12 protein-coding genes and 1 tRNA gene are annotated in these 15,367 nt (G+C 65.0%); 10 read left to right on the top strand and 3 right to left on the bottom strand.

The genetic code is table 11. The annotated features are described in order from the left end of the window. The first annotated feature begins 111 nt into the window (after positions 1-111). Positions 112-1,551: an MFS transporter gene (locus AC1DJT_RS11435; protein ID WP_476768345.1), complete on the top strand. Its 1,440-nt coding sequence runs from the start codon at positions 112-114 to the stop codon at positions 1,549-1,551. Between the two features lie 87 nt (positions 1,552-1,638). Here the strand turns inward: AC1DJT_RS11435 and AC1DJT_RS11430 are convergent, their stop codons facing one another. Both AC1DJT_RS11430 and AC1DJT_RS11425 read right to left on the bottom strand, forming a co-directional pair. Then, positions 1,639-2,355 carry an RlmE family RNA methyltransferase gene (locus AC1DJT_RS11430; protein WP_113515802.1) on the bottom strand — a complete coding sequence of 239 codons (717 nt, stop codon included), beginning with the start codon at positions 2,353-2,355 and terminating at the stop codon, positions 1,639-1,641. A 65-nt stretch (positions 2,356-2,420) separates the two neighbouring features. After that, the gene (locus AC1DJT_RS11425) at positions 2,421-3,545 is read right to left on the bottom strand and encodes a Ppx/GppA phosphatase family protein (protein ID WP_476834087.1); all 1,125 of its coding nucleotides are present in this window, start codon (positions 3,543-3,545) and stop codon (positions 2,421-2,423) included. 206 nt (positions 3,546-3,751) lie between these two features. Between AC1DJT_RS11425 and glpK the strand changes: the two genes are divergently transcribed. The 3 genes from glpK (at position 3,752) to AC1DJT_RS11410 (ending at position 6,513) form a co-directional block, all read left to right on the top strand. Next, positions 3,752-5,254 carry a glycerol kinase GlpK gene (gene glpK / locus AC1DJT_RS11420; RefSeq protein ID WP_441505943.1) on the top strand — a complete coding sequence of 501 codons (1,503 nt, stop codon included), beginning with the start codon at positions 3,752-3,754 and terminating at the stop codon, positions 5,252-5,254. Between the two features lie 104 nt (positions 5,255-5,358). After that, positions 5,359-5,432: transfer RNA gene (locus AC1DJT_RS11415), tRNA-Gln, on the top strand. 181 nt (positions 5,433-5,613) lie between these two features. Beyond that, the gene (locus tag AC1DJT_RS11410) at positions 5,614-6,513 is read left to right on the top strand and encodes an HNH endonuclease (protein ID WP_441505942.1); all 900 of its coding nucleotides are present in this window, start codon (positions 5,614-5,616) and stop codon (positions 6,511-6,513) included. A 156-nt stretch (positions 6,514-6,669) separates the two neighbouring features. On the opposite strand, the gene AC1DJT_RS11405 is transcribed toward AC1DJT_RS11410, so the two are convergent. Beyond that, positions 6,670-7,248 (bottom strand): cupin domain-containing protein, encoded by a 579-nt coding sequence (locus tag AC1DJT_RS11405; RefSeq protein ID WP_441505941.1) that lies wholly within the window; start codon positions 7,246-7,248, stop codon positions 6,670-6,672. A 358-nt stretch (positions 7,249-7,606) separates the two neighbouring features. Between AC1DJT_RS11405 and AC1DJT_RS11400 the strand changes: the two genes are divergently transcribed. The 6 genes from AC1DJT_RS11400 to AC1DJT_RS11375 all read left to right on the top strand — a co-directional run bounded on the left by AC1DJT_RS11400 (position 7,607) and on the right by AC1DJT_RS11375 (position 15,276). Further along, entirely contained in the window at positions 7,607-9,229 is a 1,623-nt protein-coding gene (locus tag AC1DJT_RS11400) for an amidohydrolase (protein WP_476834086.1), read from the top strand. Between the two features lie 12 nt (positions 9,230-9,241). Next, a complete protein-coding gene (locus tag AC1DJT_RS11395; protein WP_476834085.1) occupies positions 9,242-10,183 on the top strand; it encodes an ABC transporter permease in 942 nt (313 codons plus the stop codon). Beyond that, on the top strand, positions 10,183-11,091 hold the full coding sequence (locus AC1DJT_RS11390) for an ABC transporter permease (RefSeq protein ID WP_441489746.1): 909 nt from the start codon (positions 10,183-10,185) through the stop codon (positions 11,089-11,091). Before AC1DJT_RS11395 ends, AC1DJT_RS11390 begins: the two co-directional genes overlap by 1 nt. A gap of 27 nt (positions 11,092-11,118) precedes the next feature. Continuing rightward, complete coding sequence (locus AC1DJT_RS11385) at positions 11,119-12,708, top strand: ABC transporter substrate-binding protein (protein WP_476768340.1); 1,590 nt, start codon at positions 11,119-11,121, stop codon at positions 12,706-12,708. Positions 12,709-12,826: 118 nt separating this feature from the next. After that, positions 12,827-14,287 (top strand): amidohydrolase family protein, encoded by a 1,461-nt coding sequence (locus AC1DJT_RS11380; RefSeq protein WP_476834084.1) that lies wholly within the window; start codon positions 12,827-12,829, stop codon positions 14,285-14,287. Continuing rightward, positions 14,284-15,276: an ABC transporter ATP-binding protein gene (locus tag AC1DJT_RS11375; protein WP_476834083.1), complete on the top strand. Its 993-nt coding sequence runs from the start codon at positions 14,284-14,286 to the stop codon at positions 15,274-15,276. Before AC1DJT_RS11380 ends, AC1DJT_RS11375 begins: the two co-directional genes overlap by 4 nt. Positions 15,277-15,367: the final 91 nt, after the last annotated feature.

The raw sequence follows: 15,367 nt of genomic DNA, 5'->3' as shown, positions 1-15,367 counted from the left end.
CGCAGAGCGTCTCTTCGCGATCCAGGCAAAATGGCCGTGTTCATGCCACATCCGGCGTGGCAAAGAACAAAACTCTCCGATCCCGGCTCCGGGCCGCAAGGTTCCTTATCCGTGCAACGCGCCAAACTCCTGCCCCTGATCGTCGCCTGCGCGCTGTTCATGGAGAACACCGACTCCACCGTGATTGCGACCTCGCTGCCGGTGATCGCGCAATCGCTGGGCGAGGACCCGATCGCGCTCAAGCTGGCGCTGACCTCCTATCTCGTCAGCCTCGCGGTTTTCATCCCGATCTCGGGCTGGATGGCCGATCGCTACGGCGCCCGCACGATTTTCCGCACGGCGCTCGGCGTCTTCATGCTTGGCTCGATCCTGTGTGCGATCTCGAATTCGCTCGGGGCTTTCGTCGGCGCGCGCTTCGTTCAGGGCATGGGCGGTGCCATGATGGTGCCCGTCGGTCGGCTGGTGATCCTGCGCAGCGTCGAGAAATCGCAGCTCGTCAGTGCGCTGGCCTATCTGACCGTGCCGGCCCTGGTCGGGCCGGTGGTCGGGCCGCCGCTGGGTGGCTTCATCACCACCTATTTCGACTGGCGCTGGATCTTCTTCATCAATATCCCGATCGGGCTGATCGGCATCGTTCTGGCGAGCCGCTTCTTCGAGGATGTCCGCGAGGAGGACGTTGCGCCGCTCGATCTCCGGGGCTTCATGCTGTCGGCCTTCGGCTTCGCGGCGCTGATGCTGGGGCTTGCGACCGGCGGCCGGCATCTGGTGCCGATCGAAGCCTCGATCGGCTTCGTGATCGCGGGCCTGGCCTCGCTGATGACCTATCTCTGGCATGCGCGCCGAACGGCCTATCCGGTCCTGAATCTCTCGCTCTTCAAGATCCCGACCTACCGGATCGGCGTGCTCGGCGGCTCGATCTTCCGGGTCGGCATCGGGGCGATCCCCTTCCTGCTGCCGCTGATGCTTCAGCTCGGCTTTGGCTATGACGCGCTGCATTCCGGCCTGATCACGTTTGCGTCCGCCGCCGGCGCCATGATCATGAAGACGCTGGCCAAGACGATCCTGGCGCGGTTCGGCTTCCGCCATGTCCTGATCTTCAATGCGCTGATCGGATCGGCCTTCCTGTCAGCATCCGGGCTGTTCACGCCGACGACACCGCAATGGCTGATGCTCAGCGTGCTGCTGATCGGTGGGTGCTTCCGCTCGCTGCAATTCACCGGCATCAATGCGCTGAACTATGCCGATGTCTCGAACCGGGACATGTCGAGCGCKACCAGCCTCTCCAGCGTGGCGCAGCAATTGTCGCTCAGCCTCGGGATCACGATCGGCGCATTCGCACTGGAGGCGGCGAACATGCTGAACGGCGGCAAGGCGCTGGGTGCGCATGATTTCTGGCCGGCCTTCGTGCTGGTCGGGCTGATTTCGGCCTCGTCGGCCCTCTGGATGACGCGGCTTGCCCCCGATGCCGGCGCCGAGGTTTCCGGTCACGCACCGCTCAGCGCGCGCAAGGCAACGGCCCAGGCAATCGAGGATCAGAAGCCGCTGGACTGAAGGGCTGGCCGGCAACTCCAGCGCTCAGGCGAGGGGGTAAGCAGGGGGCGCCGTCTAGACCTCCCCCTGGCGCGTTCGGAAGGCAGATCAGCCCTCTGTGTCCGCTGCCGGCTGTTCCTTGCGACGATAGCCGGTCGCCAGCACGTAGAGTTCCGAGGAATCCGCCCGGCTCGCTGCCGGCTTGACGTTGCGCACGGTGGTGAAGTCGCGCTTGAGCATGGCGAGCAGCTCGGCGCTTTCGCCGCCCTGGAACAGCTTTGCCAGGAAGAAGCCGCCGGGAGCCAGAATCGAATAGGCGAATTCCAGCGCGGCCTCGGCCAGCGCGATGATCTTGAGATGGTCGGTCTTCTTGTGGCCGGTGGTGTTGGCCGCCATGTCCGACATCACGCCATCGGCCCGGCCGCCGAGCCGCTCGGTCAGCAGGGCAGGGGCCTCGTCGGCCATGAAATCCATCTCGATGAGATCGACGCCGGGGATCGGATCGACGTGCAGCAGGTCGATGCCGACGATCGCGCCCTTGCCCCGCTCGAGCCCGATGCGCTGCGCCGCGACCTGGCACCAGCCGCCTGGCGCGCAGCCGAGGTCGATCAGCTTCTGGCCGGTCTTCAGGAACTTGTAGCGGTCGTCCATCTCCTCGAGCTTGAACGCCGCGCGCGAACGAAAACCGCGCTCCTTCGCCCGCTTGACATAGGGGTCGTTGAGCTGGCGTTCGAGCCAGAGCTGCGAGGAATGCTTGAGCTTGCCGGCCTTCTTCACCTTGACCCGCATATCGCGGGCGCCGGTGCCGCCTTTGGTGGTGCTCATTGCTGGGTGGTGCTCATCTCTTGGTGGTGCTCATGGCTACGGGGCTTCCTTCCCGTGGACTTACGTCATGCCTGCCTGCGGCGCCACCAGGCGCGATCTTCATGCATCATCCGGAGCAGGATGCCCTCGCGCAGGCCGCGGTCGGCGATGCGCACTTTCCGGCTCGGGAAGGCGCGCCTGATCGCCTCGAAGATCGCACAGCCGGCAAGCACGAGATCGGCCCGCTCGCGGCCGATGCAGGCATTGGCCGAGCGGGCGGCATAGTCCATATCGACCAGCCGGTCGATGACGGCGAGGATATCCGTCTCGTCCATCCACAGCCCGTCGACCAGACGCCGGTCATAGCGCGGCAGGCCGAGATGGATGCCGGCGACGGTGGTGACGGTGCCCGACGTGCCAAGCAGATGGAAACCGGCGGCGTCCTTTGCCGCCGCAGCGCGCGTCGCGAATGGCTTCAAGGCAGCGCTGCAATCATCGACCATGCGCTCGAATTTTTCACGCCCGACATCGACGCCGCCATAGCGCTCGGCGACAGAGACGACGCCCATCGGCAGCGAGGCCCATTCGCGGATGCGACCCGCCGGGTCGCGCGCCTGCGAGCGCCCGCCCATCCAGACGATCTCGGTCGAGCCGCCGCCGATATCGAAGACGATCACGCCTTCCGCCGTGGGATGGGCCAGCGCAGCGCAACCGGTGACGGCCAGGGACGCCTCGGTCCGCTGGTCGACGATCTCAAGCTCGAGATCGGCTTCCGCAGCGACCCGGCGGACGAAGTCGAGCCCGTTGGTGGCGGCCCGGCAGGCCTCGGTCGTGACCAGGCGCGCGCGGCTGACGCCGCGATGGGTCATTTTGCTCTTGCAGATCTTCAGGGCTTCGACCGCCCGGTCCATCGCCGCATCGGCAAGCCGCCCKCTCGCTGTAAGCCCTTCGCCCAKGCGAACGATGCGGGAAAAGGCATCGACGACGCGAAAGCCATGTTGGGCCGGGCGGGCGATCAGCAGCCGGCAATTATTGGTGCCGAGATCGAGCGCGGCATAGGTCGCGACCGGATGGCGCGAGGGCGCGTAATAGGTTTGCGTGACGGGGGCAGGGCCGAGGGGAGACGAGCCGATCGGGCGCGGATCGGCGCCATCAACCCCTGGGGATACCGCGAGCGCGATATCCCGATCCTGGCGGTCCTCGACCGTCACCGTGTTTTGACCCCTCGTCGGCCGCGGTTTGCACGCTCCGGCCGCTTGCTTCGGGTGAAGCGTAACAAGAGCCTGATGAAGATGCCAAGCGGAACCTGTGCGCTGTTCATTTGTCGGTGGAGTGCTTGCCTGCGGCGACACGCTTCGGCCAAGTTCGGGGCAAGCCCGGATCGGACGGGCCGCCACTGGGAAGGACCACTGCTGCCATGGCCGGAGCACGCTATATTCTCGCGATCGATCAGGGGACGACCTCGTCGCGCGCGATTTTGTTCGATGGTGCGCTCAGGGCTGTGGCATCGGCGCAGCGCGAGTTCCCACAGCATTTTCCGGCCTCGGGCTGGGTCGAGCATGAGCCCGAGGATCTGTGGGAAAGCGTTCTGGCGACCTGCCGCGAGGCCGTCAGCAAGGGCGGGCTCTCAGCCGCGGACATTGCCGCGATCGGCATCACCAACCAGCGCGAGACGACGCTGATCTGGGACCGCAGGACCGGGCAGGCGATCCACCGCGCCATCGTCTGGCAGGACCGGCGGACGGCGCCGCGTTGCGCCGAGCTCAGCGAGCGAGGCCATGATTCGCTGGTTTCGAGCCGGACGGGCCTGCGAATCGATCCCTATTTCTCGGCGACCAAGATCGCCTGGCTGCTCGACAATGTGCCGGGCGCGCGCCGGCGGGCGGAAGCCGGCGAACTCGCCTTCGGCACGGTCGATTGCTTCCTGCTGTGGCGCCTGACAGGCGGAGCCGTCCACGCAACCGACGCGACCAATGCGGCGCGCACCATGCTGTTCGATATCGGGCGCGGAATCTGGGACGAGGACCTGCTCGCGCTGTTCGACATTCCCCGCTCGTTGCTGCCGGAGGTTCGCGATTGCGCCTGCCTGTTCGGCGAGACGCTGCCCGACCATTTCGGCGCGGCGATCCCCGTACGTGGCATGGCCGGCGACCAGCAGGCGGCGACGATCGGCCAGGCCTGTTTCACGCCCGGTATGGTGAAGTCGACCTATGGCACCGGCTGTTTTGCCCTGCTGAACACCGGTTCGACGCCGGTGGCATCCCAGAACCGGCTGCTCAGCACCATCGCCTATCAGCTCGGCGGCGAGCGCACCTATGCGCTGGAGGGTTCGATCTTCGTCGCGGGGGCGGCTGTGCAATGGCTCCGCGACGGGCTCGGAATCATCGAGACGGCAAGCGAGACCGGGCCGCTTGCCGAAGCGGCCGATCCGACCCAGGCGGTCTACCTGGTGCCGGCTTTCGTCGGGCTCGGTGCGCCGCATTGGGACGCCGAGGCGCGTGGCGCTATTTTCGGGCTCACCCGCAACAGCGGCCCGCGCGAGCTGGCGCGGGCGACGCTGGAAAGCGTCTGTTACCAGACGCTCGATCTGCTCGACGCGATGCGTGCCGACTGGCCGGACGCCGGGCAGGGCGCCGCGGTGCTGCGCGTCGATGGCGGCATGGTCGCGTCCGACTGGACCATGCAGCGGCTCGCCGACATTCTCGCATTACCTGTCGACAGGCCGGAGGTGCTGGAGACGACGGCTTTGGGAGCCGCCTATCTCGCCGGCCTCGATGCAGGGCTGTTGCCGGAGCCGGATCGGTTTGCGGATCTCTGGCGGCTTGAACGGCGCTTTGTCCCCGGAATGGCGAAAAGCCAGCGCGAAAAGCTGGTCATGGGCTGGCGCGACAGCGTGCGGAGGACGCTGAGTACAGGCTGACAGGTGGCCCCGTCGCCTTCATGCACAAGATTGCTCACAATGGGCTTGCCATGCGGGCGCGGGTTGTTTAGACCGCGCCTCACCAACGAAGGCGTTCGCGCCGTTGGGGGATCGTCTAACGGTAGGACCCCAGACTCTGACTCTGGTTGTCTAGGTTCGAATCCTAGTCCCCCAGCCACTTTTCAGTGGCTTTCTTTGAAGATCCAAGAACTCAGCTGTTCAGGTCTGGTTGCCATCCAAAGGGATGTCCGCCCGCTGACCTCCGATGCCTTCATTGAAGGGTACGGCAACACCGCTCTTCGCGCGCCGCTCCCGACAGGAGACTAGCGTCGGGGCGTCACACAGCGCTATCAACGGCCATGGGGTTTGGCGTCTTCATCCACCGATACGATTCGATCTACGATGACAGCCCGGCTGAGAGATATCAGTTCCCGCGGCAATATCTTGGTCGCGTTCAAGCCTGCGTCAGTGACTGGATCGTCTACTACGAGCCGCGCAAAGTGGCGAATACGCGCGGATACTTTGCCATCGCCAAAGTTCAGCAGGTCATTCCCGACCCAGCCGCACACGACATGTTCATCGCGGTGATCGAGCCTAACAGCTATCTCGACTTCGCCAATCCGGTCCCCTTCGCTGACGAGAGCGGTGTCATCGAGCGCGGCGTCCTAAACGACGAGGGCCGGATATCGGGGCGAGCACAAGCCGCAGTGCGGCCGATCTCATCGGCCGACTTCAACCGTGTTCTCGCCCTCGGCCTCGACGATGCGGAGCCACTCCTGCCGCGAAGCGATGACCCGAACGTCGCCGGCGGGCTTGCGGAAGAGCAGGCTCCCTTTGTCTTCGATCAAGCCCGAGAGCGGTTGACGATCGCGCTCTCGCGGATCGTGCGCGATCGAGCATTTCGCCGAACGGTGTTGCGGGCCTATGGTGAGCGCTGTGCGATCACTGGACTCAGGCTGATCAATGGTGGCGGTCGTGCCGAGGTCGCTGCCGCTCATATTCGCCCCGTGGAGGCGAACGGGCCGGACATCGTCAGCAATGGGCTTGCGCTTTCGGGAACGGCGCATTGGATGTTCGATCGCGGGCTGATCAGTCTGTCCGATGACCTGGACATTCTGGTCTCGCGACATGCGAACGACGTCGAAGGCATCCGCGCCTTCGTGAACCGAAGCGGCCGCGCATTTGCGCCCGCGCGGCCCGTTGAGCGTCCGCATCCTCACTTCCTCAATTGGCACCGCGAGACCTGCTTCAAGCAGTAACGAGATTGCCAAGTCGCCCTTCGCCTGCGCGATTGATCAACGCGGCGGCAGCAAAGCGGCCGAGGTCCTTTGATCTCGCGCGCAGAGGCGTTTGAAAACGACCATCGACGATCCTGGGTCCTCCTCCGGCGAGGCGCCGCCAATCGCGCCCAGGCCTCAAAGATAGGGCGGCGTGCAGGCGCTCACGACCTCGCATCGCGTCGCGCCGATATTGCGAAAGCGATGGGGGGTGCGGCTGTCGAAGAGATACGCATCGCCGGGGCCAAGGATCTTGATCTGTTCGCCGACGGTGATCTCGAGCTCTCCCGACAGGACCACCCCGCCTTCATGGGAATCGTGCTTCAGCATGGTCACGCCGGTATCGGCGCCGGGCTCGTAGGATTCATGCAGGATCTGCAGGTTATGCGCCTTGGCGTCGCCGACCTGTCGGAACGACATGCGGCCCTCGCCGCTGCCGCCGCTGACCTGATGCAGGCGCGATGTCAGGTCGAGAAGGTCGTCCGCCTCGAAGAACACCTTGCCTCGCGGCACGCGCTCTTCGTCAAAGAAATTCACCATCGACATCGGGATGCCGTCGAGAATCTTGCGTAAGGACGCGACCGAGGGACTGTTCCGATTCTGCTCGATCAGCGAGATCAGGCTGTGCGTCACGCCCGAGCGAGCTGCCAATTCACGTTGCGAAAGCCCGGCAGACGCCCTGATTTCCTTCAATCTTCCACCCACGTCAAAACTCATGACCGGTCTCCGCCCGTCTTCGTTCCATCACGCAATGCCTGCAACCTGATCCGCACAGCCTGCAGCGCTTGCCTGCTCAGCGCCCCTTGCGCTGTTAAATATTCTGAGCAATGCTAGCCCCAATCCAATAAGAAAATGACTCCGAGGAAATATCAAGGATGGAAGAGTTTCTGCGGCTCGAGACGGCTGCCTAGAGCATATTCCATTATCTGACAGAGCTGAACGTCGTGGATTTAGTGCGCTAAATCTGCGTTACGCTACGCGTTTGCTTGCGTCTGGCAAGTTGCGCGCGCAGCGGTGTCAATCATTACAATGCAGCAGTGAGCGTAAGGTTATGTTTCAAGCGGACACCGTCTTGTTGAACGGCCGCATCTTCTGCGGTCTGGCCGAGGGTTTCGTCGAGGCCTTGGCGGTCAGGGACGGCACAGTCCTCGCGGCAGGTTCGGCTGAGGAGATCTCGAGCCTGCGGGGGGCGGGCACGCGTGTCATCGATCTGGCCGGTCGCGTTGCGATTCCCGGCCTCAACGATGCGCATATGCATCTGCTGCCGCTCGGCGTCAGCATGAACGAAATCAATCTGCGGCCGGAAGAGGGGGTACGCAGCATCGACGAGGTCCTGCGCCGCGTTGCGGCGGTGGCCAGGACGAAGAAGCCAGGCGAGTGGGTGCTCGGGCGCGGCTATGATCACAATGAACTGGCCGAGGGCCGCCATCCCACCGCCGACGAGCTCGATCAGGTGGCGCCCGACAATCCGGTCTATATCAAGCGCACCTGCGGCCATGTCGGCGTCGTCAACAGCCAGGCTATGCGCAAGGCCGGCATCKGCCACAACACGCCGAGCCCCGATGGCGGCTTGATCGAGCGGCGCGACAACAAGCTCACCGGCCTTCTGGCTGAAAGCGCCATGCGCCTGATCGTCGAGGCGATGCCGAAACCCAGCCACGCGGAGCTGACGACGGCCATCGAGCAGGCCGGCCATTACATGCTGTCGCAGGGCTTCACCAGTGTGATGGATGCCGGCGTCGGCATGCTGGCGGGCATGGCGGAGATCGAGGCCTATGAGGAGATGGCCCGCACCAACCGCCTGCCGGTGMGGACCTGGGTCTGCATCTATGGCAATGCCGACGGGATCGGCGATGCCGCGCACGCGGCCAGATACCGCTTTGGGCGGGAGGTCGGTCTCCTGCGCTACGGCGCCATGAAAGTGTTCGGGGACGGAAGCGCCGGCGGTCTGACGGCGGCGATGAGCCAGCCCTATCGCGTCGGCGACCCCGACAATCGCGGCATCTTCATCTATTCCGACAAGGACATGCACGGTTATCTCGCGCATTATCACAGGCTCGGCTACCAGCTCGCGATTCATGCCATCGGCGACGCTGCGATCGAGCAGGTGCTGTCGGGGATCGAGCAGGCGGACAGTGCCGAGCACCCCGTCCTCGGGCGTCGTCACCGTATCGAGCATTGCGGCTTCCTGACCGATGGCCAGCTCGCCCGGATGGCAGCTGCCGGAATCGATCCCGTGCCGCAGCCGGTGTTCATCTACGAGTTCGGCGATCTCTACGTGCATAATCTCGGGCAGGAACGGGCGGATGCCTCCTATCCGATGCGCAAATGGTTCGATGCCGGTGTGCATCCCGCTGCAAGTTCGGATGCGCCGGTCTGTGCCACGGACCCATTCAAGAACCTCTTCACGATGGTCACGCGCCAGACCAAGCGCCACACGGTGATCGGTGCGGCGGAGCGCCTGACGATGGAGGAGGCCGTCCATGCCTATACGGCGATCGGCGCCTATACCCAGTTCGCCGAGGACCGCATGGGACGTCTCGTGCCGGGGCAGCTCGCCGATATCGCGGTTTTGTCGCACGACATCTTCGCGGCTCCGGTCGAGACCGTCGAGATGGATGCGCGCTGCGATCTGACGCTGCTGGGCGGCGAGGTGGTCTATGACCGGCTCGGCCAGTTCGCAGCCGCAGCGCAGTAGGGGGAAGCCGGAATGCTGCGGCACACGCTGCAACGGCTGCTGCTCGCGCTGCCGGTCTTGTTGGGGGTTCTCCTGCTGGGCTTCCTGCTCATGCAGGTGGTTCCGACCGATCCGGCGCAGGTGCGGGCGGGGCCAACCGCCACACAGGACATCGTCGAGGCCATCCGCCGCGATCTCGGGCTCGACCAGCCGCTCTGGAAGCAGTTCCTGATCTATGTCGGGCGGTTGCTGCAGGGCGATCTCGGCGTGTCGATCATCAATAATGTGCCGGTCGTCCAGGAGCTCGGCAACACGATCGGGCCGACGCTCGAGCTGATGGTCGCCTCCCTGATCTGGGCCATTCCGCTGGGCATCGCCATGGGCACGGTCGGCGCCTATTTCCGCGGCTCGATCCTTGATCGCGCCATCATGGCGGTGTCGGTCGCAGGCGTCTCGCTGCCGGTGTTCTTCCTCGGCCTGGCGCTGATCTGGCTGCTCGGCTTCAAGTATCCGCTGCTGCCTTTCACCGGTCGGATGGGGCCGTTCTGKACCTGGGACGGCTTTCTCGCGATCATCCTGCCGGCCATCACGCTGGGCGGCGTCTTCGTCGGCCCCGTCGCGCGCATGACCCGCAGCTCGGTGCTCGACGTGCTGGGAGCGGATCACGTCAGGACGGCCCGCGCCAAGGGGCTGACCGAACGGGCCGTGGTCATGCGGCATGCCCTGCGCAATGCGCTCGTTCCGGTCGTGACGCTGATCGGGCTGCAGATCGGGTTCCTGCTCGGCGGCGCCGTCGTTACCGAAACCGTCTTCAGCTGGCCCGGCATCGGCCGGCTGGCCGTTGGCGCGATCCTGTCGAGCGATCTGCCGATGGCGCAGGGCACGATCATCGTGCTGTCGCTCGGCTTCATCCTGATCAACCTTGCCGTGGACGTGCTTTATGCCGTGCTCGACCCGAGAGTGAGGGGCGCCTGATGAGCTCCATCACGCAGACGCTCGCGAAGGGGCAGGCGGAATCGCTGCCGACGCCAGCGACCGAAGACTTCATCGTCCGCCGCCCGTCGGTGCTGAGAATGCTCGTCAGCGATGTCGGCGCCTGCATCTCGCTGGTGCTCGTGGTGCTGGTGATCGCGGGGGCGATCTTCGCGCCCTGGCTTGCGCCGTCGGACCCCTATGGCGGCGATCTCGCCAATACCCTGAAGGCGCCCGGCGAGATGGGCCTGCTGGGAACGGACGGGCAGGGGCGTGACATGATCACGCGGCTGCTCTTCGGCCTGCGCACCACATTGCTGATGGGGTTCGCTTCCGTCGTCTTCGGCTGTGCGCTCGGTGGCCTCGTCGGCTTCGTTGCGGCCTATTACACGCGGGTGTCGGGCCTGCTCATGCGCCTGATGGACGTGCTTCTGTCCTTTCCGGCCATCCTGTTCGGACTGGCCATCGCAGCCATTTTCGGGCCCGGGCTGACCGCGGTGATCATCGCGCTTTCGATCGCGACCGTGCCTCTCATGGCGCGCGTCGTGCGCGGCTCGGCCATCGTCGTGCTGCAGCAGGACTATATCGAGAGCGCGCGCTCGCTCGGCATGAGCGACGCACGCATCATCTTCAAATATCTGCTGCCGAACTGCCTGTCGGCGATCTTCGTGTTCGTCACGCTACGATTCGGCCAGGTCATCCTGCTCGGCGCGGCCCTGTCGTTCCTCGGCCTTGGCGCGCAGCCGCCAACGGCGGAGCTCGGCGCGATGGCGGCGGACGGCCGCAACTTCCTGTTCTTCGCGCCGCATGTCTCCGTCCTGCCAAGCCTGGTCATCTTCGTGGTCGTGCTGGCCTTCAACGTTCTCGGCGACGCGCTGCGCGATGCTCTCGATCCCAAGCTGCGCAAATAGACGCAGAATTTCCGGAGGTTCCCTCACATGAATAGGCTTACCGCACTGCTTCTCGGCAGCGCCGCCGCTGTTGCGGCCACCGCCGCGCCCGTCTGCGCCCAGCAGAAGGCACCGTTGTCGATCCTGCGCGTCATCGACGCGGATAATTACGATCCGATCCGCTCGACATCGACGGCTGCGGCCGAAGCGCTCTACATGCTGGCCGACACGCTGGTCAGCGTCGATTTCGACATGAAGACGATCAAGCCCGGTCTGGCGGAATCCTGGACGGTCTCTCCGGACGGCGCGACCTACACGTTCAAGCTGCGCACCGATGTGAAGTTCTGCGACGGTCGTCCGATGACAGCCGAGGACGTCGTCTATTCGCTGAAGCGTTGGACCGATCCGGCCAACAAGTCGCCGGTGTCGTTCCGCGGCGGTCAGGTCAAGGACATCCGCGCGGAGGGCGATGCGACCGTCGTCTACGAGCTGAAGGAGCCCTATAGCGACCTGCTCTTCCAGATCGGCCTGTCCTTCGCTTCGGTGGTCGACAAGAACGCGGTCGAGAAACTCGGCGCCAATTTCGGCGTGCAGGGCTTCAACGCGACGGGACCCTATTGCTGGGTGAAGTGGACCCCGCGGCAGGAACTCGTGATGAAGAAGAACCCCCACTACACCTGGGGGCCGCCGATCTACAAGGATCCGAAGCCGCAGATCGACGAGATCGTCTGGAAGATCATTCCTGAGTCGAATACGCTGATGGCGGCGATCCAGGCCAAGCAGGCCGACGTCACCTACTACATGCCGTATATCGCGCTCGATACGATGCAGCGTATGCCCGGCATGCAGGTGCAGCGGCAGGACAACTATATCTACGACATCTTCATGGGCTTCAAGGTCGACAAGCCCATCTCCAGCGAGGGCGTGATCCGCGAGGCGGTCAACATGGCCGTCAACAAGGACGCCATCGCGAAGGCGATCTTCTTCGGCAAGGGCCAGACCCTGCCGGCACTCCTCAATGCGAGCGTCCTCGACTTCGACAAGGACGCAGCCGCCAAGATGCCGAAATATGATCCGGCGGCGGCGGCCAAGCTCCTCGATGCGGCTGGCTGGAAGGCTGGTGCCGACGGCATCCGCGAGAAGGACGGCAAGAAGGCGACCTTCACGGTCTACGGCATCCGCAACGACGTCAATCCGCGGATCACCGAGGCCATGCAGGCCGACCTGCGCAAGGTCGGCATCGACATGAGGATCCAGCTCTGGGATGCGACGGTTGCCTGGGGCAAGCTCGCCACGCAGGAATTCGACGCCTTCGTGATGGCCTATCCCTATGTGACGGCGACCGAGGCCTTGAACCTCTACTTCAACAGCCGCCAGGCGCCGACCCCGAACCGGATGAACTGGAAGGACCCGAAGACCGACGAGATGCTGAAGGCTGCGGCAACGGCCGTCGATGCCGACAAGCGCAAGCAGGCGATTGGCGCCGTCCAGACCCAGCTCACCGAAGCCAATGTCTGGGTGCCGCTCGTCTCGCAGCCGCTCTGGGTTGTCTCGGGCGACCGCGTCGAGGGCGTGCGTGCCCACGGTGTCTATGGCGCAGGTCTCTACAAGGGCCTCGACATCAAGCTGAAGCGCTGAGCGCTTCGATGCGGCGCGGGGGAGACCCGCGCCGCATCTCCTGCTCCGGTCGGCCGCACGGTTCTCTCGCGCGTTCTTCGCCCCGGGTGCCTTCTCTGTTCTCTCTACGGATGATGCCATGACGCTCACGGTCATCAGGAATKCGGATGTCGTCGTGGCCTGGGATGCCCAGGCTGCCGGTCACGTCTATCTCTACGGCGCGGATGTCGCCTTCGAGGATGGCAAGATCCTTTTCGTCGGCGAGCGCTATGACGGCCCAGCGGACGAGACCGTGGACGGGCAGGGGCGAATGGTCATGCCCGGCCTGGTCAATATTCACTCGCATCCGTCCAGCGAACCCCTCAACAAGGGCTTTCTGGATGAGCTCGGTTCGCCGGCGCTCTACAATTCCTCGCTTTACGAGTTTATGCCGATCCTGCGTCCGGATGCCGAGGCGGTGCCGGATTGCGTACGCGTCGCCTATTCCGAGCTGCTGCTCTCCGGCGTGACGACGGTTGCGGATCTGTCGGTGCCGCATCCKGACTGGCTCGACCTCGCGGGACAGAGCGGCATGCGCGTCTGCCTTGCTCCGATGTTCCGCTCGGCCCGCTGGCATACGCGCAATGGCTATGTCGTCGAATACGAGTGGGACGAGAAGGCCGGTGCCGACGCCATGGCGCAGGCCTTTGARGTTATCGCCAAGKCCGAGGCCCACCCCTCGGGCCGCCTGTTCGGCATGGTATGCCCCGCCCAGATCGACACCTGCAGCGAGGGGCTGATCAAGGAAAGCTATGCTGAGGCCGGCCGACGCGGGCTGCGCTGGCAGATCCATGCGGCGCAGTCGACGGTCGAGTTCCATGAGATCACGCGCCGGCATGGCGTCTCGCCGATCCAGTGGCTCGAGAATCTCGACGTGCTCGGCTCCACGAGCATCGTCGGTCATGCCATTTTCCTCGACGACTACCCGCGCAACGCCTGGCACAGTCGCCGCGATCTCGATCTCCTGGCCGAGAGCGGCACGACGGTGGCCCATTGTCCGACCGTCTTCATGCGGCGGGGCATCGCGTTGCGTGATTTCGGGCGCTATCGGCGGGCCGGCGTGAAYATCGGCCTGGGTACGGACACCTATCCCCACAACATGCTCGAGGAAATGCGCAATGCGGCCTATGTCGCGCGCCTGATGGCGGAGAGCCCGCGCACGCTCAGCACGACCGACCTGTTCGAGGCTGCGACGGTCGCTGGCGCCCGTGCGCTGGGGCGCAGCGATATCGGCCGGCTCGCGGTGGACTGCAAGGCGGACCTCGTGCTCGTCGACCTTGCCCATCCCATGATGCAGCCGCGGCGTGATCCCGTTCGCAGCCTGATCTACGCGGCGGCCGAGCGCGCGGTCGATCGCGTCTATGTCGATGGCCGGCTCGTCGTGAGCGGTGGCGAGGTCCTCACCATCGATTACCCCGCCGCTGCGAGGCGCCTGCACGAAGCCCAAAAGCGGACCGAAGCGGCCGCTCCGAGGAATGACTGGGCCGGCCGCCCGGTGACGGATTACTCGCCCCTGACCTTTCCCGAAGCCGGGCATAGGACCTCCGGGGCCCGCTCATGAGCCCGGCCACGGCCACACCGATCATCGAACTGCGCAACCTGACGACGGCCTTTCAGACCCTGAACGGGACGGTGCGGGCGGTCGACGGCATTTCGCTTTCGCTCGAGCGCGGCAAAACGCTCGGTATCGTGGGGGAGAGCGGGTGCGGCAAGAGCATGCTGTCCCTGTCGATCATGGGCCTCGTGCCGCCTCCGGGACGCAATGCCGGCGGCGAGATCCTGTTCGAAGGGCGCGACCTCCTGAAGCTGCCGCCGAGCGAGATGCGCGACATTCGTGGCAACCGCATCGCCATGATCTTCCAGGAGCCGATGACCAGCCTGAACCCCGTGCACACGGTGGGGTATCAGGTCGTCGAGTCCTTGCGCGCGCACCGCAAGGCCTCGGCCCGCGATCTGCGTGACGAGGCCATCGAGGCGCTGCGCAGGGTGCGCATTCCATCGCCCGAGCGGCGCTTCGACGAGTATCCGCATCAGCTGTCGGGCGGCATGCGCCAGCGGGTCATGATCGCCATGGCGCTGACCTGCAAGCCGGCCCTGCTGATCGCGGACGAGCCGACCACGGCGCTGGACGTCACCATCCAGGCCCAGATTCTCAGGCTCCTGCGCGAGTTGCAGGAGGAGACGGGCATGTCGATGATCCTGATCACCCACGACCTCGGTGTCGTCGCTCAGGTCGCCGATGAGGTGGCCGTCATGTATGCCGGCAAGGTGGTCGAGCGGGCCTCGGTCAAGGACGTGTTCCACGATCCGCAGCACCCTTACACGATCGGCCTGATGGGTTCGATGCCACRCATGGACCAGGACGTTGCGCGGCTCATCGCGATTGACGGCGTCGTGCCTCCGCCCTTCCGGTTGCCGCAAGGCTGCCGCTTCAATCCGCGCTGTCCGTTTGCGGATGACGGCTGCCGCGCGGAGATGCCGGTGCTCGGGGAAATCGGCCCGACCCATCTCGTCGCCTGTCGGAAGGCCCCGCTGGAGGAGTTCGTATGACGGTACCGTTGCTCGAACTTGAGGACGTGACCAAGCACTACCCCGTCTTCAAGGGCCTGATCCGGAAGAAGCAGGTCGGTGCGGTCCGTGC

This window comes from Allobosea sp. 05T422_2, from assembly GCF_056396265.1.
Note: the sequence above shows the minus strand (reverse complement) of the source record. Positions and strands in the feature narration are given on the sequence as shown.